This is a genomic window from Microbacterium sp. SW12 (assembly GCF_055391095.1).
The window spans coordinates 836,573-862,927 of sequence record NZ_AP024335.1 but is presented as its reverse complement, the minus strand read 5'-3'; the positions used below and the strand labels follow the sequence as shown (position 1 = coordinate 862,927).

Genomic DNA, 26,355 nt, shown 5'->3' with positions numbered 1-26,355 from the left:
GGGAGAGATCTAGATGACTCGCGGGTCTTGCGGGGTGGGTGTTGGCTAAAGAATCCGGCCTCGGTTGTGGGTGAGGTTGTGTCGGGCTTGTTCGCCGTGTCGGATGCTGGTGTCTGTGGTGATGCCGATGCGGGCGATGATGGTGGCTGCTCCGGTGAGCATGTTCGCGAGTTGTTCTGGTGTGTGTTCTTCGACCAGTGTGTGGGTGAGGGCTTCCCACTCCTGTGTGGGTGCGTCTCGTTCGATGAGGTCGCGGGTGAATCCGATGGTCAACGCGAGACTGTGCAGGTCAGGGTTCGTGGTGTCGAGCGTCACGCGGCCGGGAACCATCCGTACTCCTCCTTGGGCGCGAGTGCCCTTTGCTTCCAGAGAGATGGTGCCTTCGCATTGCACCTGAAGTGCTCGGGCGCTGGTGGCATGACCTGCTCCGGGTCGATGTGTTCGTCGTAGTGCCCGAGTGCCCACTTGCTTCCGGGATGGATGATCGTCTCTGGCATGACGCACGGATGACCGTGCAACTCTGCGGCGCAGTGTACGCCGCCGGCGTCGACCTTCCGTTTCCACTCGGCTCTGAGCTTCTGATGGTCGTGACCGTACTTCGCGTCGGCCATCAGCTGTCTTCCCATGCGGGGTCGCAGCACTCGGCTGCGGCGAGCCTCGACGTGTACTGAGACTCGCAGGTCGGGCATTCGAACATGCGCGGGTCGGCTTGCTGGGTAACGAGGTGTTCGATGTCCCTCACAGCAATGCCGCCCTCTTACGCTTCGGTCGAATCGGGTTCGCCCCAGCAATGATCAGCGAGTATTTTGCGTCTGCGACGGCCGGGTCAAATGGTTCACCCCGATACTTGCCGTGCTGTAGCGCTAGGTTGCATGCTCGACACGAGCGATATCCGGTCCTGCGGAATAGATCCTCGATGAGGTTGGGCGACTCGAGCCGGTGTCCGCGCGGACAAGTGGTCTTGTTGCGGGAGAAGTCTGTTCCATGACGGATGCGGTCTTTGTTGTTCTCTGACCTGCTGTCCCAGCGCAAGTTGCTCAGCACGTTGTTCGACCGGTCTCCGTCGTTATGGCAGGCCTCCATCCCATCCGGGCTAGGACCAACGAAAGCCAACAGGACCAAACGATGTACGCCGAATGTGAGTCGGCGATTGCCATGGGTGAGGCGTATCGTCGGGTAACCATTATGGATATGGATTGCCAGCCTGCGCCCTTCGAGCCGGACGATTAGGCCATCGGATCTCTGAATCGTTCGATCAAGGGAGCGGACGCCACCGTAATCGCTAACTTCGTAGGATCCCTCGAATCCGGGAATGGGAAGCCAAGTCTCGGTGGCGACTTCAGTAGACTGCATCGCAGCTCTCCAATCAAATAGACCTTGATTGCGGGTTAGGCCCCGGCGAGTGTTAGCGCACTCGTTTCGGGGCCGTCTTTCGTCTTAGCTGAGCAACGAGATCCTTGCCTCTACCAGGTGTTCGTCGTTGTCGTACTCGGGGTGCTCGAGGAGGAACCGGCCGATCGCGTCGAGCGCGTCGCCCTTGTCTTTCGACTGTGCGCCGCTGTGGTCGAGCATCGCGTCTGTGGTCTTCGGGATGTCGCGGACCATCAGCGGTGGTTCCTGTTGACATGCCACATGAACATGCGGTGCTGCACCCGGTACGGGGCGAACGCGATCACCAGCAGCGTCACCACGAGTACACCGAACCTGCGGAACATGACCGACTCCCGTGGGGTGTGGTGTCCCGCCGCTCATCAACAGCTCGAACGTGATGTAGGTGTCAGCGTGTGGCGGCGGGACAACTTGCCCCCGGGCTCCAGGCCAGTCACAGGCATTACGCTTCGCGGCTATGTAGTCCGCCTTGCTACCCGGGGGTCTTCTGCGGAGGTCGCAACTTCCCCGCCGTTTTGACAGCAGGCTCCGCATTGCATACCCCCGAGGAGTCGAACCTCGCACGCCTGGTTTTGGAGACCAGCGCTCTACCGCTGAGCTAGGGGCACCCGGACGGCCTCACCCGAAGTGGCTCCGTCATGTGCAATTGTGATGGCCGGAAGCTTGCATCCACCGGCAGTACACGGCGACCTGTAAGCCTGTGGCTAGGGGTACGCCAGAGTTGGCCCGTACCCGACTTGCTCGGGTGGTACCGATGACCGCCCCAACCTTGGGACGGATACCCTCAACCAGCACGGGCCGCGTGTCAGGCGACTAGCCGGGAGGGGGAAGTGTTCCCGGGGTGCGGGGCACACGCACACCCGGGAAGAACGGGTGAAGGCCGCAACCCCTGGCGGGCGCGACCTTCGGACAACCCTAGAGTATGCGAATTTGTCCCGTGTCAAGTATCTTCGCGGCGGCGTGTCGCGCTACCTGCTCCCATGCCCTCATCGGCTCTCCGTACTTCCTGCGCGTCTGGCTCACATGGGATAGCAAACGATGGCTTCCCTCGAACCACTCACCATTGACACGGAACTCTGCGAATTCACGGTGCCTGTTGCGTTCCAGCGCGTTCCCGCCTGGTTCTACGGCCAGGAGAGCGTCATGCGGTATCGACTGCATTCTTGTGGGTAGATCGGTTGTCGTCCCGATCTTGATGCGAGTGTCCTGCTGCACGTAGTAGACAACGCTCGGCCTGCCGTACTTCAGCCGAGCACCCGACTTCTTTCCACCGGCCGCAACTATCCCCGTCCCAAAACCTCCCATCTCCATCGCGAAGTGCGCCGCGAGGAGAATGTGCATCTGACACATCGAGACGGGCGAGCTCGGGACAACTGCACGAGCGCATTCTCTGCCCGCTTCGTCTGTATTCGTGCAGGTTAGCTCCACCATCACATAATCCTTCTACTAGGGTCAGACATCGACTTGCGGCCTTCCTTTGTCAAGTATCTTCGCCGCTACGGCGTGTCGCGGCGCTCCCGATCACCCGGACTGGCGGCACGACCGCCTGCCCATTTCGCGCCGCAGTCGTCGCAGACGTGCAGGCCCCTGTGGAACGCGGGCTCGCCGCACACGCACGGGTTGTCGCCGTCCTGCTCTTCGCCGTGCGGCCAACCACGCCGATAGCACCGGTCCCTCATGACGGATCACCCGGTTTCTCATCACGCCAGGTGCGCCATCCGTTGCGCCTCCAGAATGGATGTTCGGCAAGCTCTCGGATGCGGATGCATAGTTCGCACGATCGCCCCCGAGCGCGGTTGTATCGCCACCGCTCGAACCGGTTTCGTGGCTCGCGGTGGTAGTGGCACGCGGGGTCGGTGCGGCGGTGTCGGCCTCTCTGGTAGTTCTCTGCTGCGCTCATGCTCCCTGTCCTTCCGGTTTCGGCTCGCGCCCCGCGGCTGTCACCGCGTAGGACAGCATCACCGGTCGGCCTTCTCGAATCTCCCAGAACGCCGGGCGTCCACCGTCCAGCAATGTCACGAAGACCTCGTTCTCAACGACTACCGTCATCGTCCGCGAGCTCGTTCTCAGGCGATAGGTCCGGTCGGCTTCAGCGGCTTCTAGCGCACGAGCGGCATCGAACAGCAGGTCACCCAGGGCGTCAAAATGCTTAGCGTGCTCGGCCCGCAGGTGACGGATCAGGTCAGTGTTGCTCATGTCTCACTCCGGTTCGGTTGATGTTTTGTAAACGTCAATAGCTCATCCATCGTCAGACCACCGATCCGCCGATTCGGGAGCTACGGTCACCTTCACGGTTTCCGGTGATCCGAGATCGCGCCACGCCTCAGTCGTTATCGTGATTGCGGCAATGTCGCCTCCGATTCCTCCGAACTCGACGTAGTGAATGGTTCTCCGCTGTAGGAACAGCTCGTCTTCGCTCATGCTCCCGGTCCTTCCGATTCGAGCAACGCGCGTCGCAGAGCTGACTCCCGGGTCTCTGCATCCGAGGGGCGTGCCTCACCGACGTACTGCTCGGGCCGCAGCGCATCATGTGACCACTCGCCGTCCGACATCCGCCAAGTGACCAGTTGCAGCCCCTCGTAGATTGGATGCGGGGCGGCAGACACGAACGTCGCTGACAAGATCCCGAGCGGCCCGTCGATGACGTCTCCGGGTATCAGCTCTGCGACTGTTGTCATTTCTCCTCCTGGGTACGGTTCTCTTGGGCAGGGAGTTGGCTTTCAATTCCGGTCAGGAGGTCGAGAAGCTGGTTGCGCCCGTCCTCGGCGAGCACGTCGACAATGAACTCGGCTTCCTCATCGACGGTGAACAGGTAGCGTCCGTTCACCACGCCGACAGTGGTCGGACTCTGACGGCCTGCGGGATGGAACATGCCGACCCGATACGGCGGATTGCCCACAGATCCGACGAGCGCCTCGGCGTCGTCGATGAAAGCCCACGCACGGTCGACGGGCGTTCCCCACTTGGCTGGGCCACCTGGAAGGCCCACCGACAGGGCTTCGGCAAGAGCCCACATCTTCTCGTCGTGGAAGCAGTCGTCAGCCATGCCGTTGGCTTGGCATCCGGGGCAGGCGTAGCTCATGATTCCTCCTGGGTACGGTTCGGTTGGTTGGTGTGCTTGGTCATGTCGTTGCTCCGATCCCGTATCTCTTCGCGAGACGTTTCGCGACCCGCGCTGTCTTCGCTTCCTCCCGAGCTACCTGCTCAAACACCCGGATCAGATGCTCGTACTCTTCCTCCGGATACCAGTGCCCGGCGGTGCACACCACACGCCTGTCATCCCCCTCAAACGCGGGCGGGTACACGGCCAGGCGGGCGCCGCAATCCTGCCTCGGACACGGCATAGCCGAGAACGACGGTCGTTCGATGCGAGGCCAGCGGGCGTTCATCCGCCACACATCCCGCACAGCGTCAGACATCGCATCCACATCATCCGGCCGGTCAGCGGACAGGATCGCGTCGAGCCGGTCACCCAGCCACCCCGCCAACCCCGACACAAGCCGTTGCCCATCCACTGGTGACGTTGATCGGGGCAGGCCGATGATCCGGCCCGTGTCCGACCGCCACGCCCGCCCAGCAACCCCCGGCACCGGTTGACGCAGCGTCCCAGCCCACACCGTCACCCAATACACCAGCAACGAATACAACTCATTCACATCATCAAACGCCGCAGCATTGAACGGGACAGGCGCCTCCGACGACGAATCCACCCGCTCAGCCTCCGCCGGCCGCATCACAACACCGTGATGCAGAAGGTGACCGGCGAGCTCACCAGATATCAGCAACGCCGTACGGATCCTCCCGTGACAGCGCGCACAATACGCCCCGTGACGCGCCACCAGACCAGACCCGTCCTCCCGGGTGCAACCACGGGCGCAGAACCGTTCCACCTCGATCTCACCCACGGCTACCCCTCACTGCTTTCAACCCGGCGTCACGACGAACCTGCGCCACGAACCCGACCAGTTCCCCGGTATGCGCGGCGACCTGAGCGTCCGTGAACCCCGCCCTGACAAATGCGAGAATCATCTCCCTACGGCCCTGCGGGCGGATCACATGGTTGATCGCTGCGACGAGGATGTCCTCGACCGTCACGCCACGGTTATCAGCCTCCGACGCGAGCCGCCCCCACACCCCCGCAGGGACCGTGACATTCATCGTTTCCATCACGCGACCTCCAATGCGTGCTCATGAATGAACTGCGCCACCTCTGCCGGTGACTGCCGGATCGCCTCAGTCACATACCGTTGCCCCGACGTCGGCGGTTTCTTCGCCCGTTCCAGGATCGACAGGGACACCTGCAACGCCCCCGCAGAGTTCACCATCAGCCCCGTGTGGCGGAGGATCGCATCGACCACGCCCCGCAGCGACGTGACCCCTTGCCGTGCGGCGAGCTTCCGTGTCATCTCCGGCACATCGATCGCGTCGGTCGAAACTCGCGCGCGGTTACTACTGGACTGACTCTTAGAAAGTGAGTAGAAGTCATTGGTTTGGACTGGACTGGACTGGGCAGGTGTACCGCCACCGTTAGTAACCGCGTTACCAACATCGTTAGTACGCTGTTTCTCCCGGTGTTTCGCGACCCGTTCACGAGTCGCCGCGCGCTCCGCCTCAACCTGCTCACGGGTGCGCTGATACCTCGACCAGTCATGGAACCACCAGCAGTTCTCGCTGTCATCGAACACCCACAGGCCAGCCAGCACGAGAGCCGTCGCCGCGTCGTGGTCGCCGTCGAGAATCCTCAGAGTGCGATGGGTGACCTTCCCGTCTGTGAGGTGCTTCGCGCAGTACGATCCAGCGCGCACCCACAGGGCGACGGCGGGCGCGTCGAGCTCGAGCACCTTCGGGTGCGACCAGAACCCGTCGTCCACGTTGAACCACACCATCAGCGGACCCCCACCCATTCGAGATGCCGTGCGATCTCCGCATCCGTCGCCGGTCGGCGTTCCCGGGAGGACAGCAGCATCCACCAGTCCCCGGCGAGATCCTGGACAGGCGTCGACAGTGCACGTTCGAGGGTTTTCGCGTGCGTCGCCGCGGGTCGCACGTACAAGCCGCGCTGCTCGAGCTCGAACAGGACGATCGCGTGCGCGTCGGCCTTGTCGCCGTTGCACCGCTGACACGCGGCGACCAGCACCCCGGGATGGTTGAGTAGGCGGCTGCCGCCCGCTTGCCGGTTCGCCCGGTGGTCCGTGGTGGTTGCTTCGCCCTGGCACCGGTTGAGCGCGAGGATGCAGAAGCCACCGTCACGTTGAATCACGGCGTCCTTCACCACCCGGGGTGGGTGATTCACACCCCTACGCTTATTCACCCAGCCACCTCCGCGAATATCTCGCTCCACGCATCCCGCTTCTCGGCCGGAGCCAGCAGTGAACGCAGGATTGCCTCAGCCATCAGCGGCGGGACCGCGTTCCCGACGATCTGGAATCGCGCGGTCTTCGTGCCCTTCCATACGAAGTCGGGTGGGAACGACTGGAGTGCTGCGGCCTCCTCAAACGTCACACGCACCGAACCGGGCGCGTCCTGCCGCGAAGTCTCTCGGTCACGATGACCCGGAGCAGCGATCACGTCCGGGCTGAACGATCCGACAACCGTCGTCGCGGGCCGTTCGAATGGCCACTTCTCAGCCCAGACGAAACCACCCGGGGCGCTACCTCCGGCGTTTGCACGAACGGTGAAGGATGGCTGATCGAGAGAACGATCCGGCCGCTCGCCGTGACTTTCAACCATCCCGGAACCCATGACCTTGTGAGCGACCCAGCGTCCGGCTTCCTGCTCTGCATAGATCGCTGCCCGCGCAGCCGACCCTCCGACCTTCTCTTTGTCCGGCCCGCCCGTCTCTCGCGCTGTGGCGATCGTCGGATACGGACGCTCGGTCATTCCCCAGCCGAGGGCTTCGGCCATCGAAACCCACTTCTCAACGCCCGGGTCCAGTCGCTTCGGCTGCGCCGTGTAGTAGCGCGAATGCGTCGGCGTTGGCGGCTTCACTGGGCCGTCGAGACGAGCCATGAGGATAGCCCTGTCCCTGGTCTGCGGCACCCCGTACTGCTCCGCGTGCAAGATCCCAGACCATGCGGAGTAACCGAGCGTGCGGAGCACCTGAGCGATGCGACGCCAGATCGGCAGTACCGGGGGAACCTGCTCCAACGCCACGAGCTCTGGGCGGTGCGCCCAGATGTGCGCGAGCGGCGTCAACACGAGAGCCGTGCGCGGATCCATCCTTTCCCCGAGCGCGTGCAGCGCAGCCGGAGACTTCCACGACTCGTCATCGATCGCTGTGAGCACGTCATCGAGCGCCTGTCGTCCCTCACCGCCACCGGCCATGCTGAACGTCTGGCACGGCGGGGACGCGATCTGCATCCGGTGCGGTGGGACCAGCGATGGTTCGAAGAGTCCAGCCCACACGTCGCGGTAGATCGTGCGCATGCCGTTCGCTGACCGTGTTCGTATGACGGATGCCGCGTTGTCTGCTCCGTACTCGCGTATCCCGAGGCGTTCGCACGCGACGCCCCATCCGACACCAGCGAACGCGTCAACCGCCGTCATCTGCGGGGTCACGTTCCCTGCTCCATCCGCTCACGAGATTCGGGATCAATGAACGCCAGCAGGTTCGACAGCAACGTCACGATGTGATCCCGGGACATCTCCCACTCCGGGTCGGCCACCTTCTCACCCACATAAGCGCACTGCATCTCCGCCATGCCCGGCTTCCACGTCCCCATCTGTTCAGCCCAGCCCTCAAGGAACACGGCCTGCTCCTCCGAGTCGGCGTCAGCGATGTGCCGCCCGAGTTGACCCCAGTCGATGGATACCTTGACCTGCACCCCGGGCACGTTCGTATCCGTGTAATCGCTCATGTTCCCTGCTCCATCCGTGTGATGTCGGCGGCGTACTCGTCGTCTCCGGGTTGCGGGTCGAGCATCAACCCCGCAGGAGCCACAGACCAATCGAAAGCCCGCGCGTGCTTACCATCGGCCCGCAGGACCGCAGCGGCCTGCATCGCCCCCTCGGGTGTGGAATCCTCACCGGCCTCAACCCACCGGCCGGAATCGAGGACACCAACCCCGTAACGCAACGGGAACCTCATGACCTCTCCATCCGTTCGATGTCGGCGCGGAACCGGCAACCGCTCACCGCTGGTCCTCAGCGATCTCTTCCGCTGTCCTTCCGAGCGGATCCCCAACACCGGGCTCGACAGCATCACCGACGACTAGCCCCTGAACACCTTCGATGGATCGGACAACCTGGCCTTCGTCTTCGACCTGCCGCATCACCTGGATCGCGAGACCGAACTCTGTCGACTTCGGGAGGTACGGGGACACCTCACGGACCAAGGTCTTGCGGGCCATCTCCTCCTCATGCGTCTTCCACGGCCCCCGATCCCACTTATCCGGGCGGCGGGCGAGGATCTTCTCTTTCGGGAGGGTTTCCCACACCACCCCGCCACCACTGATCTGAGCCGTCACCACCGCGTCAGTCCACGGGCGGGTTGATTCCCGGTCGGCGGGTTTCCAGTCGAAGAACCGGCCCCGTTCACTGTTCGCCCCGTACTCGAAGTAGTCGCCCTCACGGACCAAGAACGTCTCCACGCGGAGAACCCGGCCGGAACGGTACGCGAGCTCGATGAGGCCCTGATACCCGACGATCGGGACACACACCCATGTGCCGTGCTCGCGGCGGGGGGTGAGCCAGAAGTGCCCCAGCGCTGAACCGATCTCAAGCTTCAACTGGGCGGCGAGCATGATCGACCCGAGCACCGAATCCGCTGTCGCCTGCTGCAGGTACTCGGACTTCTTTATCTCGCTGATCGCCGCGCGGACGAACGCGCCTGAGTTGAGCGTGCCGGCGAGTTGCGCTTCGATAGCGGACTGCTGACGGTGCACCAGGTCCATGACCGTCGGTGTTTTGCCCTGGCGTTCCTGCGCGGCAACAGCCGCGTTACTGAGGTCGGTCATGACTGCTCCTTGGTCTTTGTGCGGCGCAGCACACGGAATGGCTGCCCTACCGTCGTGAACTGTTGCGCGAGATCCGGGTACGCCTCCCGGAACGCTTTCTGATCGAACCCGGCGCGGCCCTTCTGCTGCCGCCATGTGGCGACCTTCACGCCGTCATGGGTGAGGGTGTCTGCTGCGCCGACGTACTGCGCGAGCACGACCTTGAGGGCGTCCCGCTCGTCGGTCTGCGCTTGAATGTCGCTGTTGAGGACCGTGATCCGCTCGAGAGTGTCGAACGCCTGCTCGGACAGTTCGATCTCCGTCCCGTCCGTGACGATCGCGTTGACCTCGGCGAGCGTTGACACGGGAGGTTCGACCTTCGCCCGCACGTTCCCGTCCCAGAACCGCTGGAGGGTGGGGATGAGGTGTTCGCGGATGAACCGGTCGTCTCGGGGTTCCCAGAAGTGCCGGAACTCCCGGCCACCGATCCACACGACCACCAATGCGCGTGGCGTGCCGGACACAGCCATTTCGGCTTGGACCTGGACGCGGATGTCTGTGGGGATACCCTCATCCCAGTGATGCCCGACCCACTGCCCAGCGGTTTTCATTTGGATGGGGAAGAACGGTGCCTCGTTCACCCGATCAAACGACGCATGCAGGTACGGGTGCTCCACCGAGCGGGCCATGAACCCGGGGCGGATGTTCAAATCCAGGCCCGAGAACTCCCGCAGCCACGCCTCCATGATCGGTTCGGACTGGTGCCCCACCCACGCCAGGATCGGATCGAAATGCCGATCCACACCGAGCTTGTGCTTGTACACGTCCAGCGGGGTCACACCGTACGCAGAGAGACCCATCACCGCGGCAACCTCGGACGCGCCCACACTGTTACGGCGTTCCTGCTCCCAAGCCGGGGTATCCGGCGTCACCTCGACCTTCACGAACGGTGTCATGACCGCCCCCTCGGTACGTAAGTCGATGCGGCACAGTGGGGGCACCGGAGCTCGATCGAGTCCCCGGTATCCCCGATGACCCGCATATCGTCGACCTCGCCGCATTCGGCGCATTGGTCGTTGATCTTCTCCGCCGCATCGACACGACGTTGCGCGCGCATCCCCGCTACGAACGCCCGCTGCTGCGCGGAACCATCCCGGTACGGGGGGCGGGCTTCACGCCACTCCTCGTACTCGGCGCGTTCCTCAACCGACATCGTGAGCCGGTCAGCCTGAACCGTCCGGGGGATCATGATGGATCTGCCAGCTTCTGCGACGTACGATCGATTTCTGCTAGTAGCTCCGTCGTCGCGTCCACGACCTTCTGCCACTCATCGCGCGCCTCCGCCGCGTTCCGCCGCCACCGGATCAGATCGCGCCGCTGTACGCTGTGCTCCCGCTCGACATACTCCGGCTGCATCGATAGCGCGATAGCGCGGAGAGCAGCCCGTCTGGCATCCGTAACTAGCTTGTTCCCGCGCTCTTGAAGCTCCTCCACGCTCAGCGGCGTAGACGCATCCTGAACGATCCGCAGCTTTGCCATGCGCGCGCTCTTTGGTCCATCAACGCTCACGGGGTCACCGCCAGGTGTGTGTCGATAGCGGCAACGATCCGCTGCGACGCCAACAGTTCCCGCCCCAACGCGAGCTGCACGCCCTGCTCCGCAATACGCCGAGACCGCAACTCATCCGACCCGAGGACCGTATAGTCCTCGTCCTGATCGACGGTGTACCGGGCCTGATCGCCTGAACCCACCGTCCACACTGTGAGTAGAAGGCTCCGCTGCCCGAGCGGTTCCGGTGGTGCCGTGACGACCATGATGCTGCCCGATGCCGGGTGTGTCACCCAGTCACCCGTCTGCAGGTACTTCGCTGCGGTCATGACGCACCCCCCAGTCGTGTCAGGCTCAGGAACCTGAACGAGCGGAGTCAGACGGCCCTCTTTCGCCGCGATGCGGGCGACCTGTTCGGCGGTGTGCGTCTCGTGCTGTGGCGCATAACCCCGGTAGAGGTGGAGCCACTCGCCCCGTCGCCGCTGCACGAGTCGCTCGTAGGGATGGAAGGTCTTGTTGACCATGTAGATGCCGTCGGGCATATCCAGCGGCTCCGGGTGAGCATCGAAGAACGCCCGAGCGGCTCGGTGCCAATCTTGGATGCCACCGTAAATCGCACCATTCACCGCACGTCGAGTTATCACCCATACTTGCCCGCTTGGCTCGTGAAGAACCCGCGCATCGTCGTCGGCTCGATAAACCACATATTCCGGGTTCTCGGGCCACCTCCACCGTCCGAGGCGTTCGTCCTCCTCAGCCCGAAAGAACTCCCGGAGGGCTTTGAGTTCACTTGAATTGGTCCATATCGGAGTGATAGGACGATTGCCTACAGCGAAGACGATCTGCTCCTCGTCGTTGATCTCCACGCCGATGCCGTTGGATGCTGTGAAGTCGTTCATGCCGTCACCGCCGAAACGATGAGCAGCACACACACCACAGCCACGAGCCCGGTCACAGCGACCATCGCCCAGAACTGCGGATCACGCCGCAACGGACGCACATGCACACCACCAACAGCCTTCGACGCCGGCACCGGAAGATACTTCTGCCGCGCCTGCGGGAACTCACACCAACAACACGCGCCACCCATATCCGCGCGCTGCTCCGTCACACGCCCCTCGGTGAGGGGAAACCACACGCCCCCGTCCCAGTCCGTGTACGAGTTCCGGGTAGGGTCGGCGGCGACCAGATCGACAATGCTCGGGGGGACGCACCGGTCGTCTCGTGACGTGAAATGTGTGACGTCGACCATGGCGTCACCATCGAACCTGCCGAGGTACATCCTGGATGTTGTTTGCTCCGTCACTTCGACACCTCCGCCCAACGCGCGACCGTGGCGTTCCCCAGACGCTTCAACGCCCGGTACTGCTCCATCCACAAGCCCTGCGTAAGCTCATCCGCCCGCCACGACTCCCGGCGTCGCTTGACCTCCGCCATCAGCGTCCCGAGCGTCCCCGTCCAACACCCCACCGCGAGGATGTGCTTCCCGTTCTCGGTGCGGAACACCGTCGCAACGACACCTTCCGACCCGATCGGGCCGACAGCGATGTAGTGCCACGTCTTCTCAACCTGGGCGTTGCCGTAGACCCGGGCGTCGCCGGAGACCCGGGCGTCGCCGGAGACCCGGGCGTTGCCGTAGACCCGGGCGTCGCCGTAGACCCGGGCGTTGCCGTAGACCCGGGCGTCGCCGGAGACCCGGGCGTCGCCGGAGACCCGGGCGTCGCCGGAGACCCGGGCGTCGCCGTAGACCCGGGCGTTGCCGTAGACCCGGGCGTTGCCGTAGACCAGGGCGTTGCCGTAGACCCGGGCGTCGCCGGAGACCCAGGCGTTGCCGTAGACCCGGGCGTCGCCGGAGACCCAGGCGTTGCCGTAGACCCGGGCGTTGCCGTAGACCCGGGCGTTGCCGGAGACCCGGGCGTTGCCGTAGACCAGGGCGTTGCCGTAGACCTGGGCGTCGCCGTAGACCCAGGCGTCGCCGGAGACCCGGGCGTTGCCGTTGGTCAGCTCGGACGACTCGATCCATCCACCGAGATCGCCCTTTCGGATGCCGTGTCGGGGGATGTCGCGGGTCGCGCGGATCTGCCGCACCGTGTACCCGTGGATGTTGACCTTTTCGAGCCCGGTGAACTCGTAACTTTGCTCCGTCATGTCTGTGCCCTTTCGTGCGGAGTTAGCGGCGGTGCCGCGGAGGATCAGATGGGGAAGTGAAAACCACCAGCGCGATAAGCGCGGCGACCAGGAAGACGGCGATCATGAGTCGGCCTGCCGTTGGTGCTCGTCAATGAGCCGAAGCGTGCGGCAGTCGCACACGTCCGCCCACTCGGGTCCGGTCAGGGAGATGCAGCGGTGGTCGTGGATGAATACACCGTCGAGATGGTCGAGGCGGCTCACCGAATCCGGGTGCCCCGCCGGCAGGTCAGCGATCAGCCGGTGCCACGGTGTGAACGCCACCACAAACGCGGCGAACATGAACGCGGCGAGGAACCAGTCACGGACACCCAGGAACGCGGGGACCAGGGCCAGGAAGAACAGTGCCCCGGCGCACCAACGGATGGTGATCATGACGCCCTCCGAGCCTTGTAGGCGGCGACTCGATCCCGACCGCACTGCGCGCATGTCTTCGTACGGCCGGCCCTGTGAAAGCCGACGATCGCGAGGTCGTGCCCGTTGATGCAGCGACCGCTAGCGTGAGCTCGGAGATACGCACCGATCGGACTGATACCCCGCTCGGTGTTCGTTCGGCTCGTCGTCACATCGAGGTGAGCGGGATTCACACATCGGCGGTTTCGGCACAGATGGTCCACGACCGCATCGACTGGCAGGTCGATGCCAGCGAGGATGAGGGCGACTCGGTGAGCCTGGCGCGAGGATCGATTGCGTACCACGACGCCGTAGCCGTCGTGGCGAGTCTTTCCTCTCCAGTTGTGGCATCCGGTCGCCGGGTCCGGCACGACGCGCGTGGCAAACGCTTCGGCGCTGATAAATCCGATCTCTATGGGCTTGGCTGCGGTCATGCCGACACCGCCGCCCATACCCGGCACCGACGCCCAGCACGAGTGACCCCGACACCGGCGTCCACGACCATGCCCGCTTCGACGAGTTCGTGGCGGGCGGTACGCAACCTTGCCTCAGACCACACCACGTCGAGAGGGCCAGGGTTCAGGATGTGGGTCCGGTAGATTTCCCCGTCACCCAACGGGCGCCCCGCCCCCTGGAGGATGCGGAGGACTTCCTGCTGCGAACCCGCAACATCCGTCCTGTCCGCCGCCTCATGCGACTCGATCGGGTCCGTGGAACGGACATTCGGGGAACCCGGGTAAACCATCGGGGGAACCGTGGTCATGACGCACGCTCGCTGATCGCGGTGACGTCGGAGCGCCAGAACAGGTAGGCGCCCGTGTATCCAGGGAGCTTCCGAGATGGTGTGAGGGTTCCACGTTTGACAAGTCGGGTTACCTGTCTGCGGTCCTTGCCGAGGATCGCGGCGGCTTCAGCCGCTGTGACTTCGGTGTCTGTGTCCATGTTGGGCATATGTCCATCATGCCTCAATCTGGACATATGTCAAGCCCAAGTTTGGGCTTTGTTCACTTTCGGTGATCTTGACAGTTTCGGAGGGCAGTCCTAACTTGGACATATGACGATTGTTATCAGCCTCGACCGCGGCGCAAAGGTTCCACCCTCCACGCTCCAGAACCGCCTCCGCATCGCACGCGAATGGCGCGGCCTCGAACAGGCCGACCTCGCACGCGAACTCGGCGTCGGCCGATCCACAGTGAGCAACTACGAACGGGGCGTCACCATCCCCGGAAAGCTCGTCATCAACGCATGGGCCGTCGCCTGCGACGTCGACGTCGAATGGCTCAGGACCGGGCAAACAGAAGACCCCCGCCCTGGTCCGGGCGAGGGTCTGAGTGCCGGATCTAAGAGCCCGGCAGGAGAGACTTCACTGTACCACCCTTGACGTCGACGGCCAGCATGTGAGCCTCCCACGGGGTGCCCGTGACCTGTTCGGCGACGGCTGCAGCCTCGAGGCGACGACCCGGCCCGTCGGCCAAGACCAGCACACTCGGGCCTGCCCCCGAGACGACGGCAGCGAAGCCGTGCTCACGCAGCGTTCGCACCAACCGGTCGGTTTCGGGCATCGCCTGCGCGCGGTAGTTCTGGTGCAGCTTGTCTTCTGTGGCGGCAAGCAGCAGCTCGGGGCTCTGCGTGAGAGCCGCGATCAGCAGCGCCGACCGTGAGAGATTGAAGACTGCATCTTCTCGTGGCACTTGCAGGGGTTGGAGACTGCGGGCAACGCTCGTTGACATCGTGAAGCTCGGAACGAACACCACGGGCGAAACGCCGCGATGCACCAGCAGCTTCTTGTGCTGCGGCATCGCCTCGTCCATCCACGCGATCGTGAGACCGCCGAACAGCGCGGGTGCGACGTTGTCGGGATGCCCCTCGAGTTCTGTTGCCAGGCGCAGCATCGTGTCGGGCCCGATCTCGACATCGCCTTCCAGCAGTCCCTTGACGGCCAGGATGCCCGCCACGACTGCCGCACCCGAAGATCCGAGGCCGCGGCCGTGCGGGATCGTGTTGCGCGCCCGCAGACGCAGGCCGGGCATGGGGCGGTCGACGGCTTCGAAGGCGTAGGCCATTGCCCGCACCAGAAGGTTGGACTCGTCGCGGGGAATCTCGTCGGCGCCTTCGCCTTGGGCCTGGATGTCCAGGCCCGGCTCCCGAAGCGAGGTCACGACCAGGTCATCGTAGAGACTGAGCGCGAGCCCCAGTGTGTCGAATCCGGGACCCAGGTTCGCACTGGTCGCGGGCACGCGCACCACGACCGACCGTTCGGCAACCCGGGCTGCGTTCACGCGGTTGCCCCTGCGCGCGCGAGCCCCAGCACCGAGGCCACCTCAGAGGTGGTCGCGTCCACGACAGTCGGCCGGGCTTCCGTGCCGTCAGCATTACGCAGAGCCCACTGCGGGTCCTTGAGTCCGTGACCGGTGACGGTGAGCACGACAGTGGACCCCGTCGGAATCACTCCCGCCTCGGCACGGTCGAGCAAGCCCGCAACGCTGATCGCGGAGGCCGGCTCGACGAAGACGCCGACCTCACCGGCGAGGATCTTCTGCGCGGCAAGGATCCGCTCGTCATCGATCGCGCCGAACCAGCCATCGGTTGCCGCGCGCGCCTCGAGTGCGAGCTCCCACGATGCCGGGTTTCCGATCCGGATGGCGGTGGCGATCGTCTCCGGGTTCTTGACGACTTCACCGCGCACGAGCGGAGCACTTCCCTCTGCCTGGAAACCGAACATCCGAGGAACGCGCGTGGCGACACCACGTTCGGCCTCCTCGCGGTACCCGCGAGAGTAGGCGGTGTAGTTGCCGGCGTTGCCGACCGGGATGAAGTGGAAGTCAGGCGCATCGCCGAGGACCTCGACGATCTCGTAGGCAGCAGTCTTCTGCCCCTCGATGCGGTCGGGGTTGACCGAGTTCACGAGGTGAACCGGATAGTTGTCGGCGAGTTCGCGTGCGATCTCGAGGCAGTCATCGAAGTTGCCGCGGATCTGGATGAGCTGACCGTTGTGCGCAACAGCCTGGCTGAGCTTGCCCATGGCGATCTTGCCCTCGGGTACCAGTACTGCCGCCGTGATCCCGGCGTGGGCAGCGTAGGCGGCAGCGGATGCCGAGGTGTTGCCCGTCGAGGCGCAGATGACGGCCTTGGCGCCGTGCTCGACGGCTCGAGAGAGGGCCACGGTCATCCCGCGGTCCTTGAAGGAGCCGGTCGGGTTCATACCCTCGAACTTCACCCAGACCTGGGCTCCCGTGCGCTTCGAGAGCGCCGGGGCCGGGACGAGGGGCGTGCCGCCCTCGCCGAGCGAGACGACCGTCGACTCCGCCGTCACCCCCAGGCGATCGGCGTACTCGTTCATGACTCCGCGCCACACGTGTGCCACGTCAATCTCCTTCTACTCGCAGGACCGAAACGACCCGGTCCACGACGTCACTGTCAGCAAGGCGCTCGACCGTCTCGCTGAGATCCTGTTCCAATGCCTTGTGGGTACCGATCACGAGGCGGGCAACGCCCGTCGGGTCGGCGGCGACGCGCGCGAGCGGGTCGGCTGACGCGTCAGCCACCGACTGCTCGACAGTCGCGATCGAGACGCGGCCCTCGCTGAGGATGCCGGCCACTGTCGCCAGAACACCGGGCTCGTCGGTGACCTCGAGGGTGATCTGATACTGGGTAGTCACGTGCCCAATCGGCAGGATCGGCAGGTTCGCGCGGGTCGACTCGCCGACACCCACGCCGCCGGCAATGTGGCGGCGCGCTGCCGAGACAACGTCGCCGAGCACCGCGGATGCCGTCTGCACGCCGCCCGCTCCGGCACCGTAGAACATCAGGTTCCCGGCGGCCTCGGCCTGCACGAAGACCGCGTTGTTCGCACCGTGGACGCTCGCGAGCGGGTGCTCGCGAGGCACGAGGGCCGGGTAGACGCGCACCGAGATGGCGTCCCCGGAGCCGTTCGCGACCCGCTCACAGACGGCGAGGAGCTTGATGACGTAACCCGCCTTGCGTGCGGCATCCATCATCGGCTTGTCGATCGCGGTGATGCCCTCGCGGTGAACGGCCTCCAGCGGCACCGACGTGTGGAAGGCGAGGCTCGCGAGGATCGCGGCCTTCTGCGCGGCGTCGTAACCCTCGACATCCGCCGTCGGATCAGCCTCGGCGTACCCGAGCGCCTGCGCCTGCGCGAGGACCTCACCGAAATCGGCGCCCTCGGTGTCCATCCGGTCGAGGATGTAGTTGGTCGTGCCGTTGACGATGCCCATGATGCGCTGCACCCGGTCGCCGGCGAGCGAATCGCGCAGGGGCCGGATGATGGGAATCGCGCCCGCCGCTGCAGCCTCGTAGTAGACCTGCGCGCCGACCTGGTCGGCGGCCTCGAAGATCTCCGGGCCGTGCGTGGCAAGCAGCGCCTTGTTGGCGGTCACGACATCTGCGCCCGAACCGATTGCCTGCAGCAGGTTCGTGCGGGCAGGCTCGATCCCGCCCATCAGTTCGATGACGATGTCGGCACCGAGGATGAGGGTCTCGGCATCCGTCGTGAACAACTCGCGCGGCAGGTCGGCGTCGCGCGGCGCATCCGGATTGCGCACGGCGATGCCCACGAGTTCGAGGCGGGCTCCGGCGCGGTCTGCCAGTTCGTCGGCGTGCTGACGCAGCAGCGCGGCGACCTGGGAGCCGACGGCCCCGGCGCCCAGCAGCGCGACGCGGAGGCGGCGATAGTCGGTCATGCCGTCCTTTCGGTCGGGAGGATGCCGGCGTCACGCGCCAGCAGGTCATCGATGGTCTCACCGCGCACGATCACGCGGGAGCGTCCGGCACGAACCGCCACGACGGCTGGACGCGGGAGGTAGTTGTAGTTGCTGGCCAGCGAAAAGCAATACGCGCCGGTGGCGGGGACGGCCAGGAGGTCCCCGGGCGCCACATCGGCGGGGAGGTATTCGGCATCCACGACGATGTCACCGGACTCGCAGTGTTTGCCGACGACGCGGACCAGCTGGGGCGCCGCGTCGCTGACCCGGGACGCCAGGCGCGCGCTGTACTGAGCGCCGTAGAGCGCCGGCCTCGCGTTGTCGCTCATTCCGCCGTCCACGCTCACGTACAGACGCTCGAGCCCGTCCTCGAGAGCGACTGCCTTGGTCGTCCCGACGGTGTAGAGGGTGACCCCCGCCTGCCCGACGATCGCGCGGCCCGGTTCGAAGGCGAGATTCGGCATCCGGATGCCGCGCGCGGCGCACTCGGCGGCCACGGCGTCGGCGATCCCGTCGGCGAGAACCTCGATCGTCGTGGGGGCATCGGCACGGGTGTAGGCGATGCCAAAGCCGCCGCCGAGGTTCAGGACCCGGAGGTCTTCGGCTGCATCCGTACCACCCTGCAGATCTGCGTAAAGCCCCACGATGCGGGCTGCCGACTCGGCGAAACCGGCGGTACCGAAGATCTGTGAACCGATGTGGCAGTGCAGACCGATCAGCCGCAGCCCGGCGATCTCACGCACCCGCGCCGCCGCCAGAGCTGCGTCGGCGAGAGTGAACCCGAACTTCTGGTCCTCGTGCGCTGTGGCAAGGAAGTCGTGGGTTTCGGCGTGGACACCGCTATTGACACGAATGAGCACGGGTTGCACGACGCCGGCAGCTTCCGCGACGGCAGCGAGACGCTCGATCTCCTGGAAGCTGTCGACGACGATCGAGCCGACACGGATGGCGACCGCCTGCTCGAGCTCGGCGACACTCTTGTTGTTGCCGTGCACTCCGATCCGGGCCGGGTCGGCACCTGCTGCCACGGCGACGGCGAGTTCACCACCGCTGGCGACGTCGACAGCGAGGCCGGCATCGGTGACCCAGCGCACCACCTCTGTGCTCAAGAACGCCTTCCCGGCGTAATAGACCCGCGCCGCTACCCCGTGACGCGCCGCAGCGGACGAGAACGCCTCACGAGCACGCAAAGCATGAGCGCGCACCTCGCTCTCGTCCAGTACATAGAGCGGCGTGCCGTAGTCCCGGGCAAGCGCTGACGCCCTCACTCCCCCGACGACCAGTTCGCCGCTGGCATCGCGCGCGGCATCCGTCGGCCACACGCCATCGACCAGGTCGTTGGGGTCCGACGGCACGTCCAGCCACGCCGGCACGGGCGGGGCGGAAGTCGGGTGGGCGGACACGCAGAAGCCAATCAGTGAAGTCTTCGGCGCCGAACGAGCGGCGCGAGCAGGTCTCGGGCGGTCAGCGCACGCGCCGAGACACTCCGGTCAGTCTAGGGCACCGGGTATCCTCGCCCGGGAATCCGCTGGCTGCACGCTCAGGCCTGCGCACCGTGTTCCGGCGTGGTTTCGAGCCGGTTGCGCCAGCTCCGTCTCACCCCGTCGGGAACGAACGCCGCGTCAACGCTGTGATGCGCCAGCGCCTCGATCATGGCGTCATCGAACCCGAGGTCTCCGCGCAGCACGGCTACCTCGTTCGACAGCAGCGAACCGGTCTGGCGCGGATTGTCATCTCCAAGCACGACGCGGGCACCGGCGCGGGCGAATCGCGCCGCAGGATGGGACGTCATGGCCGAAACAGCACCGGTGTAGACGTTCGAGGTCGGGCACACCTCGATCGCGATGTCGCGCTCGATGAACCAGCCGATGAGGTCCGGCTCCTCCGCGATGCGCGCTCCGTGGCCGATGCGGGTAGCGCCGAGGAGCTCGACGGCCTGCTGAGCTGCGCGCCCGGATGCCGCCTCGGCGGCGTGGCACGTGATGCCCAGGCCCGCGCTGCGCGCGATGGCGAAGGCGTCCCGATACCGCGCGAGATCGGGGAAGAGCATCTCGTCTCCGGCAAGATCGAATCCGACCACGCCCGTCCCGGCCGCGCGAGCTGCGGCCCTGGCCACCGCCTCGTTCACCTCGGTGGAGTCGCTGCGCAGCGCCGCGACGACGACACCGGCGGAGATCCCGGTGTCTGCAATGCCTGCCGCAATTCCCCCACACATCGCCGCGATCACGGCATCCAGCTCTGCCAGCGTCGAGGCGTGAGAGGCGGGGCCGAACCGCAGCTCGAGGTGATCCTCACCGTCGGCGGCGGCGTCCTCGACGGCTTCCCGCGTGATCCGCTCCAGCAGGTCGAGACGCGCGAAGAACGGAAAGGTCGCAACGACCTTCACGAGGTAGGTCGTGAGGTCTGCGGGGCGATCCAGCTGCAGCGCCGCCTCCCAGTCCCTGTCGGCATCCGGCATCCCGAGCTCTCGCGCGATCTCTGCTGCCGTGCTCGGCCGCACCCGCCCCTCGAGGTGCGAGTGCAGGTTGATCAGCAGGGGCGCCCCAGCCGCCATCACGCACTCTGCTGGAGCGAGATGGTGCCGGCCTCAGGCAGGACGACACTCTTGGCAAAAAGGACTGCCGCGCCGCGGTAGGAAACACGCTGCGTGAGGATCAGCGCGCTCATATCGGGGTCGACGCCGAGCGCATCGGCACGGTGATCGCCGAGGACGCCCACGGAAACATCGCAGGTGCTCGATACGTAGGACGGGTCGACGGATGCGAGGAGCCGCGTCAACGCGGTGGCTTCGGGCATGGAGTCTGTCGCGGGATCCGAGAAGGCAGAACCTGCTGCGGGAACCGCCTCGAACGTGAGTGCGAGCTCTGTTCCGGTGCGCCGCAACACCGACTCCCAGGTCCACACCGCGGCGGATGGATCGAGCGCGAGGGCCTGAGAAAGCAAATCAGACGCCGGCTGAACTTCATGGCTGACCCGGCCCACCGTGATCGCACCGACGGATTCGCTGAGAAGAAGCTCGAGTCCGCGCACGCGCTCGAAGCCGATCCTGGGAATCGCATCGCTCACGAAACGGCCGATCCCCCGACGCGTCGATATCAAGCGGTCTTCTTCGAGGAGCAGCATCGCTTCGCGTACGACCGGCCGGCTTACGCCGAGAGCTGCACAGAACTCTGCATCGCTGGGCAACACCGATCCGAGGGGGTATGTCCCGTTGCGGATCGCTCGGGAAATGCTGTTGTACACCGCGACACGAAGAGGTTGACCGACGGTGAGGGACAACGGCTCGAGCGGCATGCGGCGATCTCTCTTCGCGAGCGTTTGGGCGATCACAATCCTTCTCCCCGCCAGGGCCGGACGCTCACGAGAGGACGCCAAGCATGGTCTGGAAGAACAGATCTTCGTCGATCTCCTCGATCACGCGCGCATTCGGCTCGCGACCAGATCGACGGACCGAGTCGACCAGGCAGTAACCGGTTGCGATGCCGCGCGCGGTCTCGACGTCCACATAGTAGTCGCTCGCCTTGGTCACGATCCGGGGCTCCACGGCAATGGCGGCAGCGATGGAATCGGGGTGGGTGCTTCCGTCCATGCCGTGTGCCTTCTTGTTGTATGCGAGAGTGCCACGGTTCGCTCGTACGAAGAACCGGGAGGCTGGCGTGTCCAGCGCTTCGATCTGTGACAGCTTCTCGAGGTCGAACACCCCCTGGCGCATCACCAGATCCCACGGCACGAGTGTCGTGCGAAAACCCGCCCGTAGCACGAGCGCCGCCGCCTCGGGATCGTGGAAAAAGTTCGCCTCAGCGGCCGCCGTGATGTTCCCCGCCGCATTATTGGTACCTCCCATGATGATCAGCTCCTTCACGTTTCCCGCGAAGGACCGATCGGCCGCGGCTGCCAGGGCCAGGTTGGTCAGCGGCGCCTGAGCGATGATCGTGAATTCACCCGGATTGGCCGCGACGAGGCGAAGGAGCGCGACCACGGCGTTCTCGGTCTCGGCGCGTTGACGTGCGCGGGGGAATCCCGCACCGCCGAAGCCGTCAGTCCCGTGGACGTACGACGAGTCGTCGAACGGTGCCAGCAGCGGAAGCCTGGCCCCTTCGTAGACGGGCACCTGCCCGCCGCGCCCTGCGACCTCGATCGTGTACAGCGCGTTCTCGACCATCTGGTCGAACGCGACGTTGCCGTAATTGATCGTGACGGCCTCCAGCTGTGCGGCGGGATGACGCAGCCCGATCAAGAGCGCGAACGCATCATCCTGCGCAGTGTCGGTGTCGATGATCATTCGAACTGTCATGGAGCACTCTCTTCCGGTGTTGGCACCACGAGGCTAGGCGGGACGCGTTTCGCTCCCGCGCCGGAGAGATGTCGATCTGATTTCAGATATCGGTTGTCTGACATCTACCGGGAGTCGAGCAGATGTGGCACAACCGGCGGATTTCGTTAGCAGGTGCCGTTCTGCTGCAAGGCGGTCTCGTTAAGCGTCCGTCCGTCGATGTCGAACGTGGCGACAAGTTCCGCGCCCGTGACGGATGCCGCAGTGAGCGTCGCTCCGGCAGGGAGGTACTGCGCGACGCAGATCTGCCAGTCCTGCAGAATCGGGTCGGCGAGAGACCCGAACTGGTCGCGCACCCCGTCGGCGGTGACTGCCAGTCCACTGACCTGCAAACTGTCGGGTCGAAGCACGAGTTCGCCGGCCTCGGCGCTCGGCACCAGCGACAGCGAAATCGGGATGCCGAACCCGAACAACGACAGCTCCGTTCCGACGACGATCGCGGGATCCTCGAGCGTGAGCTCGACGATGTCGATCTGCGCGACGCTGTCGGTGAGCGCTGCGACTTGGCTCTGATCGAGCGTCACAGTGGCGACCCCGGCGCCGACCGTGTACGGCGCGTTCGTGCTCACTCCCCGCAGGGCGACGTCGACATCGGCTGTCGTCGGACCGAGCGGAACGTCATCGGAAGAAAGCCGGATGTCGTCGAGACTGCCGGTGAGCAGCTGCAGGGTGAGCGGACCTTCGACCGACACGTCGACGGGTTGATCGGCGGGCAACTCCAGACTCGTCCGCACCTGGTCCGCGATGCCCGCCTCGATCGTCGACCGCAGGACGGTCTCCACGATCACGACGACCACCACGACGATGACGATGACGATGACCACAGCAGCAGCTGCAACGAGCCACGGCCACACCCGGCGGCGCTTCTTCGGCTCCTCGGGAACCGCGAGCACCCACCCCGCGCGCAGGTCCGGCAGCGGGTCGGTCGGGTGTTCGGCATCCGTCATCGGTTACATCCGTTCCGGGGCTCCAACGCCCAGCAGCGTCAGTCCGTTGCGCAGCACCTGACCGGTGGCGTCATTGAGCCACAGCCGCGTCTGGTGCACCGGCTCGATCGGGTCATCGCCGAGCGGGATTACCCGGCAGTTGTCGTACCACCGGTGGTAGAGGCCCGCGAGCTCTTCGAGATAGCGGGCGATGCGGTGAGGCTCGCGCACCTCGGCGGCGAACGCGACAGTGCGGGGAAACTCCTGCAGGGCGCCCAGCAGAGCCGACTCGGTCTCGTGCGTGAGGGTCTCGGGCGCGAACACGCTGCGGTCAACGCCTGCTGCAGCGGCATTGCGGCCCACGTTGTGCGTGCGGGCGTGTGCGTACTGCACGTAGAACACCGGGTTATCGTTCGTGCGCTTCTGCAGGATGTCGAGGTCGATGTCGAGGTTCGAATCCGTGGAACTGCGCGTGAGCGCGTAGCGGGCGGCATCCACCCCGACGGCCTCGACGAGGTCTTCGAGGGTCACAACCGTCCCGGCGCGCTTGGACATGCGCACGGGCTGGCCCTCGCGCAGCAGGTTCACCATCTGGCCGATGAGGATCTGCAGGTTGACATACGGCTCGTCGCCGAACGCCGCGCACATCGCCATGAGGCGCTTGACGTAGCCGTGGTGGTCGGCTCCGAGCATGATGATGCAGCGGTTGAAACCGCGTTCGCGCTTGTCGAGGTAGTAGGCGAGGTCACCCGAGATGTAGGCGGGCTGACCGTCGCTCTTGATGACAACGCGATCTTTGTCGTCACCGAAGTCGGTCGATCGCAGCCAGGTCGCGCCATCCGCCTCGTAGATATGGCCGAGCTCGCGCAGCCGCGCCACGGCCCGGGTAACCGCACCGGATGCGTGCAGGTCGTTCTCGTGGAAGTACACGTCGAAGTCGACGCCGAACTCGTGCAGGCTCTGCTTGATCTCGTCGAACATGAACCCGACACCGAGCTCGCGGAACGCCTCTTGCTTGGCGTCGGCATCCAGGGCGTCGAGGTCACCGTCGTAGGCATCCGTGACGCGCGCCGCGATGTCGGCGATATAGGCCCCGCCGTACCCGTCTTCGGGAGCCGGCCGCCCCTCCGCCGCGGCGACGAGGCTGCGCGCGAACCGGTCGATCTGGGCGCCGTGGTCGTTGAAGTAGTACTCCCGCGTCACGTTCGCGCCCTGCGAGGCAAGGATGCGGGCGAGGGCATCTCCAACGGCAGCCCATCGGGTGCCGCCGATGTGGATCGGACCCGTCGGGTTCGCCGAGACGAACTCGAGGTTGATGACCTGGTCACCGAGCGCCGTCGACGTACCGAACGCAGCGCCCGCGTCGACGATCGTTTTGGCGAGGGAACCGGCGGCCGCGGCATCCAGTCGGATGTTGATGAACCCGGGGCCCGCCACCTCGACGCTCGCGACGCCGTCGACCTGCGAGAGCCCCGCGGCGATCTCGGCCGCGAACTCGCGCGGGTTCACGCCGAGGCTCTTGGCGAGCTTGAGCGCGGCGTTGGAGGCCCAGTCGCCGTGGTCGCGGTTCTTGGGTCGCTCGAGCGGGAGGTCTGCGACTGTGAGATCGGATGCCGCGCCGTCGCGTCGAGCCTCGGCAAGAGGCGTGATCACGGCGAGGAGTGCGGCGGAGAGTGCGTCGGGGTTCATGGCCGATCCAGTCTAGGCGCGCACTGCCCCTCCCCCGCCGCGGCGGCCCGGCGCCCCCGCTCGTGGCCCGGCCCGCCGCCCTCATTCCGCAATCCTCAGCCGCGAGAATCCGATCCGGCGCCGAGAATCCGCTCGGGAACTGCGGTCAGAGGCGCCCAATCGAATTCTCAGCGCGTTGGTGGGATGTTCGCCGCTCAGGCCAGCTGCACGAGCGAAGCGAAGTCGTCGGATGCTGCGTGGTCGGGGACGGATGCCTCGGGTGCTGCATCCGTGTCGGGCGAGGAGATTCGGGCGTCCACGCGCATCCGATCGAGGCTCAGGTTTCCGCCGTGGTAGCTGAGGAAAGCGCAGTCCGCGGCATCCCGCCCGGTCGCGATGCGTACGAGGGAGCGCCGGTCGGCGAGCCGGGTCGCATCGATGACGTACCAGGCGCCATCGAGGAAGGCCTCGGCCACGGCGTGGAAGTCCATCGGCTCCAGCCCCGGCGCGTAACAAGCGGTGTAGCGGGCGGGCACATCCATGGCGCGCAGCAGGGCGATGACCAGGTGAGCGTAGTCACGGCACACGCCTTGACCCGTCATCAGGGTCGTGACTGCGGAGTCGGTGCCAAGGCTCAGTCCCGGCGTGTAGGTCACGGTTTCGGACACGAACTCCGACACCGCGAGCAAGAGGTCTTCGCCGTTGATACCGCGGAACTGACGCCGGGCCTGCGAGAACACCTCGTCTGACTGCGCGTACCGGCTCGGCCGCAGGTAGGTGATCGCCTCGAGATCGCTCGTGGGACGAGATGTCACCTGCTCGTCGACGACGGCGTCGTAGCGAACCTCGAGCACTCCCGGCTCGCCGCAGAAGCGGTGCAGGCGGCTTCCGGTCTGGTCGATGATCTCGATCGGTGTGTAGACCCGATCCCCCTGCGAGAACGTGAGGTTTTCGCTCAGGACAGGTGCATGCTGGGCGACGGCGATCTGGAAAATGAGGTCGATGGATGCCCGGAGTTCCAGGTCCAGTTCGGCGGTCACGATGCGATGCACCGGAGTATCCTCGCACGCCGCGAGGACCTGCGGATGACGCGTCCTGATGCCCCGTGTTCGGGGTGGTCAGGGCGGGCCCGGCGCGCGATGGTAATCTCGATCGGTACGCCTCCGTAGCTCAGGGGATAGAGCGTTGGTTTCCGGTACCAAAGGTCGCAGGTTCGATTCCTGTCGGGGGCACGTTACGGCGAGAGGATCGTC

General features: G+C 65.4%; 37 protein-coding genes and 2 tRNA genes. 2 read left to right on the top strand and 37 right to left on the bottom strand.

Translation table 11 applies throughout. The features are described from left to right. Window positions 1-45: 45 nt before the first annotated feature. The 27 genes from MICSW_RS04260 to MICSW_RS04130 all read right to left on the bottom strand — a co-directional run bounded on the left by MICSW_RS04260 (window position 46) and on the right by MICSW_RS04130 (window position 14,402). The gene (locus MICSW_RS04260; RefSeq protein ID WP_464496886.1) at window positions 46-330 is read right to left on the bottom strand and encodes a hypothetical protein; all 285 of its coding nucleotides are present in this window, start codon (window positions 328-330) and stop codon (window positions 46-48) included. Next, the gene (locus tag MICSW_RS04255; RefSeq protein ID WP_464496883.1) at window positions 312-611 is read right to left on the bottom strand and encodes a hypothetical protein; all 300 of its coding nucleotides are present in this window, start codon (window positions 609-611) and stop codon (window positions 312-314) included. Before MICSW_RS04255 ends, MICSW_RS04260 begins: the two co-directional genes overlap by 19 nt. 127 nt (window positions 612-738) lie before the next feature. Further along, entirely contained in the window at window positions 739-1,353 is a 615-nt protein-coding gene (locus MICSW_RS04250) for an NUMOD4 motif-containing HNH endonuclease (protein ID WP_464496879.1), read from the bottom strand. An 84-nt stretch (window positions 1,354-1,437) separates the two neighbouring features. Next, complete coding sequence (locus tag MICSW_RS04245) at window positions 1,438-1,605, bottom strand: hypothetical protein (RefSeq protein WP_464496876.1); 168 nt, start codon at window positions 1,603-1,605, stop codon at window positions 1,438-1,440. Window positions 1,606-1,925: 320 nt separating this feature from the next. Continuing rightward, window positions 1,926-1,997 (bottom strand) — tRNA-Trp (locus MICSW_RS04240). A 307-nt stretch (window positions 1,998-2,304) separates the two neighbouring features. Next, window positions 2,305-2,820: a GIY-YIG nuclease family protein gene (locus tag MICSW_RS04235; RefSeq protein ID WP_464496872.1), complete on the bottom strand. Its 516-nt coding sequence runs from the start codon at window positions 2,818-2,820 to the stop codon at window positions 2,305-2,307. Window positions 2,821-3,285: 465 nt separating this feature from the next. Beyond that, window positions 3,286-3,585, bottom strand: coding sequence for a hypothetical protein (locus tag MICSW_RS04230; protein ID WP_464496868.1), 300 nt, complete (start codon window positions 3,583-3,585; stop codon window positions 3,286-3,288). 42 nt (window positions 3,586-3,627) lie between these two features. Further along, entirely contained in the window at window positions 3,628-3,810 is a 183-nt protein-coding gene (locus MICSW_RS04225) for a hypothetical protein (RefSeq protein WP_464496864.1), read from the bottom strand. After that, a complete protein-coding gene (locus MICSW_RS04220) occupies window positions 3,807-4,067 on the bottom strand; it encodes a hypothetical protein (RefSeq protein ID WP_464496860.1) in 261 nt (86 codons plus the stop codon). Before MICSW_RS04220 ends, MICSW_RS04225 begins: the two co-directional genes overlap by 4 nt. After that, window positions 4,064-4,471: a hypothetical protein gene (locus MICSW_RS04215; RefSeq protein WP_464496856.1), complete on the bottom strand. Its 408-nt coding sequence runs from the start codon at window positions 4,469-4,471 to the stop codon at window positions 4,064-4,066. The genes MICSW_RS04220 and MICSW_RS04215 overlap by 4 nt, the downstream gene beginning before the upstream one ends. A gap of 40 nt (window positions 4,472-4,511) precedes the next feature. Further along, complete coding sequence (locus MICSW_RS04210; protein WP_464496852.1) at window positions 4,512-5,099, bottom strand: hypothetical protein; 588 nt, start codon at window positions 5,097-5,099, stop codon at window positions 4,512-4,514. Between the two features lie 187 nt (window positions 5,100-5,286). Further along, window positions 5,287-5,559 carry a hypothetical protein gene (locus tag MICSW_RS04205; protein WP_228176796.1) on the bottom strand — a complete coding sequence of 91 codons (273 nt, stop codon included), beginning with the start codon at window positions 5,557-5,559 and terminating at the stop codon, window positions 5,287-5,289. Next, the gene (locus MICSW_RS04200) at window positions 5,556-6,275 is read right to left on the bottom strand and encodes a hypothetical protein (protein ID WP_464496845.1); all 720 of its coding nucleotides are present in this window, start codon (window positions 6,273-6,275) and stop codon (window positions 5,556-5,558) included. Before MICSW_RS04200 ends, MICSW_RS04205 begins: the two co-directional genes overlap by 4 nt. Continuing rightward, window positions 6,275-6,682 carry an HNH endonuclease gene (locus MICSW_RS04195; protein WP_464496843.1) on the bottom strand — a complete coding sequence of 136 codons (408 nt, stop codon included), beginning with the start codon at window positions 6,680-6,682 and terminating at the stop codon, window positions 6,275-6,277. The genes MICSW_RS04200 and MICSW_RS04195 overlap by 1 nt, the downstream gene beginning before the upstream one ends. A gap of 14 nt (window positions 6,683-6,696) precedes the next feature. Continuing rightward, window positions 6,697-7,947 carry a DNA cytosine methyltransferase gene (locus MICSW_RS04190; protein ID WP_464496839.1) on the bottom strand — a complete coding sequence of 417 codons (1,251 nt, stop codon included), beginning with the start codon at window positions 7,945-7,947 and terminating at the stop codon, window positions 6,697-6,699. Next, entirely contained in the window at window positions 7,944-8,246 is a 303-nt protein-coding gene (locus MICSW_RS04185; protein ID WP_464496834.1) for a hypothetical protein, read from the bottom strand. The genes MICSW_RS04190 and MICSW_RS04185 overlap by 4 nt, the downstream gene beginning before the upstream one ends. Then, window positions 8,243-8,476, bottom strand: coding sequence for a hypothetical protein (locus tag MICSW_RS04180; RefSeq protein ID WP_464496831.1), 234 nt, complete (start codon window positions 8,474-8,476; stop codon window positions 8,243-8,245). The genes MICSW_RS04185 and MICSW_RS04180 overlap by 4 nt, the downstream gene beginning before the upstream one ends. A gap of 43 nt (window positions 8,477-8,519) precedes the next feature. After that, window positions 8,520-9,344 (bottom strand): recombinase RecT, encoded by an 825-nt coding sequence (locus tag MICSW_RS04175; RefSeq protein WP_464496830.1) that lies wholly within the window; start codon window positions 9,342-9,344, stop codon window positions 8,520-8,522. Then, window positions 9,341-10,279, bottom strand: coding sequence for a YqaJ viral recombinase family nuclease (locus tag MICSW_RS04170; RefSeq protein ID WP_464496829.1), 939 nt, complete (start codon window positions 10,277-10,279; stop codon window positions 9,341-9,343). Before MICSW_RS04170 ends, MICSW_RS04175 begins: the two co-directional genes overlap by 4 nt. Before the next feature lie 289 nt (window positions 10,280-10,568). Next, window positions 10,569-10,862, bottom strand: a complete 294-nt coding sequence (locus MICSW_RS04165) for a hypothetical protein (protein WP_464496828.1) — start codon at window positions 10,860-10,862, stop codon at window positions 10,569-10,571. A gap of 26 nt (window positions 10,863-10,888) precedes the next feature. Further along, window positions 10,889-11,770 (bottom strand): hypothetical protein, encoded by an 882-nt coding sequence (locus MICSW_RS04160; protein ID WP_464496827.1) that lies wholly within the window; start codon window positions 11,768-11,770, stop codon window positions 10,889-10,891. Continuing rightward, on the bottom strand, window positions 11,767-12,177 hold the full coding sequence (locus MICSW_RS04155; RefSeq protein ID WP_464496826.1) for a hypothetical protein: 411 nt from the start codon (window positions 12,175-12,177) through the stop codon (window positions 11,767-11,769). The genes MICSW_RS04160 and MICSW_RS04155 overlap by 4 nt, the downstream gene beginning before the upstream one ends. After that, a complete protein-coding gene (locus MICSW_RS04150; protein ID WP_464496825.1) occupies window positions 12,174-13,019 on the bottom strand; it encodes a bactofilin family protein in 846 nt (281 codons plus the stop codon). Before MICSW_RS04150 ends, MICSW_RS04155 begins: the two co-directional genes overlap by 4 nt. Before the next feature lie 102 nt (window positions 13,020-13,121). Next, window positions 13,122-13,433 carry a hypothetical protein gene (locus MICSW_RS04145; RefSeq protein WP_464496824.1) on the bottom strand — a complete coding sequence of 104 codons (312 nt, stop codon included), beginning with the start codon at window positions 13,431-13,433 and terminating at the stop codon, window positions 13,122-13,124. Further along, the gene (locus MICSW_RS04140) at window positions 13,430-13,885 is read right to left on the bottom strand and encodes an HNH endonuclease (RefSeq protein ID WP_464496823.1); all 456 of its coding nucleotides are present in this window, start codon (window positions 13,883-13,885) and stop codon (window positions 13,430-13,432) included. The genes MICSW_RS04145 and MICSW_RS04140 overlap by 4 nt, the downstream gene beginning before the upstream one ends. Further along, the gene (locus MICSW_RS04135) at window positions 13,882-14,214 is read right to left on the bottom strand and encodes a hypothetical protein (protein ID WP_464496822.1); all 333 of its coding nucleotides are present in this window, start codon (window positions 14,212-14,214) and stop codon (window positions 13,882-13,884) included. Before MICSW_RS04135 ends, MICSW_RS04140 begins: the two co-directional genes overlap by 4 nt. Further along, the gene (locus MICSW_RS04130) at window positions 14,211-14,402 is read right to left on the bottom strand and encodes a helix-turn-helix domain-containing protein (RefSeq protein WP_464496821.1); all 192 of its coding nucleotides are present in this window, start codon (window positions 14,400-14,402) and stop codon (window positions 14,211-14,213) included. The genes MICSW_RS04135 and MICSW_RS04130 overlap by 4 nt, the downstream gene beginning before the upstream one ends. A gap of 103 nt (window positions 14,403-14,505) precedes the next feature. Between MICSW_RS04130 and MICSW_RS04125 the strand changes: the two genes are divergently transcribed. Next, window positions 14,506-14,832, top strand: coding sequence for a helix-turn-helix transcriptional regulator (locus MICSW_RS04125; protein WP_464496820.1), 327 nt, complete (start codon window positions 14,506-14,508; stop codon window positions 14,830-14,832). On the opposite strand, the gene thrB is transcribed toward MICSW_RS04125, so the two are convergent. The 10 genes from thrB to MICSW_RS04075 all read right to left on the bottom strand — a co-directional run bounded on the left by thrB (window position 14,792) and on the right by MICSW_RS04075 (window position 26,154). Beyond that, a complete protein-coding gene (thrB, locus tag MICSW_RS04120) occupies window positions 14,792-15,730 on the bottom strand; it encodes a homoserine kinase (protein ID WP_464496819.1) in 939 nt (312 codons plus the stop codon). The two genes, MICSW_RS04125 and thrB, sit on opposite strands and share 41 nt — an antisense overlap. Continuing rightward, the gene (gene thrC, locus MICSW_RS04115) at window positions 15,727-16,815 is read right to left on the bottom strand and encodes a threonine synthase (protein ID WP_228177646.1); all 1,089 of its coding nucleotides are present in this window, start codon (window positions 16,813-16,815) and stop codon (window positions 15,727-15,729) included. Before thrC ends, thrB begins: the two co-directional genes overlap by 4 nt. Window position 16,816: 1 nt before the next feature. Further along, entirely contained in the window at window positions 16,817-18,154 is a 1,338-nt protein-coding gene (locus MICSW_RS04110; RefSeq protein ID WP_228177645.1) for a homoserine dehydrogenase, read from the bottom strand. Further along, window positions 18,151-19,578, bottom strand: a complete 1,428-nt coding sequence (gene lysA / locus MICSW_RS04105) for a diaminopimelate decarboxylase (RefSeq protein WP_464496818.1) — start codon at window positions 19,576-19,578, stop codon at window positions 18,151-18,153. Before lysA ends, MICSW_RS04110 begins: the two co-directional genes overlap by 4 nt. A 137-nt stretch (window positions 19,579-19,715) precedes the next feature. Next, window positions 19,716-20,729 carry an adenosine deaminase gene (add, locus tag MICSW_RS04100; RefSeq protein ID WP_464496817.1) on the bottom strand — a complete coding sequence of 338 codons (1,014 nt, stop codon included), beginning with the start codon at window positions 20,727-20,729 and terminating at the stop codon, window positions 19,716-19,718. Next, on the bottom strand, window positions 20,729-21,469 hold the full coding sequence (locus MICSW_RS04095; protein ID WP_464496816.1) for a GntR family transcriptional regulator: 741 nt from the start codon (window positions 21,467-21,469) through the stop codon (window positions 20,729-20,731). The genes add and MICSW_RS04095 overlap by 1 nt, the downstream gene beginning before the upstream one ends. A gap of 64 nt (window positions 21,470-21,533) precedes the next feature. Continuing rightward, a complete protein-coding gene (locus tag MICSW_RS04090; RefSeq protein ID WP_292733101.1) occupies window positions 21,534-22,469 on the bottom strand; it encodes a nucleoside hydrolase in 936 nt (311 codons plus the stop codon). A gap of 146 nt (window positions 22,470-22,615) precedes the next feature. Beyond that, window positions 22,616-23,455 carry an LmeA family phospholipid-binding protein gene (locus tag MICSW_RS04085; RefSeq protein ID WP_464496815.1) on the bottom strand — a complete coding sequence of 280 codons (840 nt, stop codon included), beginning with the start codon at window positions 23,453-23,455 and terminating at the stop codon, window positions 22,616-22,618. Between the two features lie 3 nt (window positions 23,456-23,458). Continuing rightward, window positions 23,459-25,123, bottom strand: coding sequence for an arginine--tRNA ligase (gene argS / locus MICSW_RS04080; protein ID WP_228177638.1), 1,665 nt, complete (start codon window positions 25,121-25,123; stop codon window positions 23,459-23,461). Between the two features lie 194 nt (window positions 25,124-25,317). Further along, window positions 25,318-26,154 carry a transglutaminase-like domain-containing protein gene (locus MICSW_RS04075; protein ID WP_228177637.1) on the bottom strand — a complete coding sequence of 279 codons (837 nt, stop codon included), beginning with the start codon at window positions 26,152-26,154 and terminating at the stop codon, window positions 25,318-25,320. Between the two features lie 107 nt (window positions 26,155-26,261). Between MICSW_RS04075 and MICSW_RS04070 the strand changes: the two genes are divergently transcribed. Further along, a tRNA-Arg gene (locus MICSW_RS04070) sits at window positions 26,262-26,334 on the top strand. Window positions 26,335-26,355: the final 21 nt, after the last annotated feature.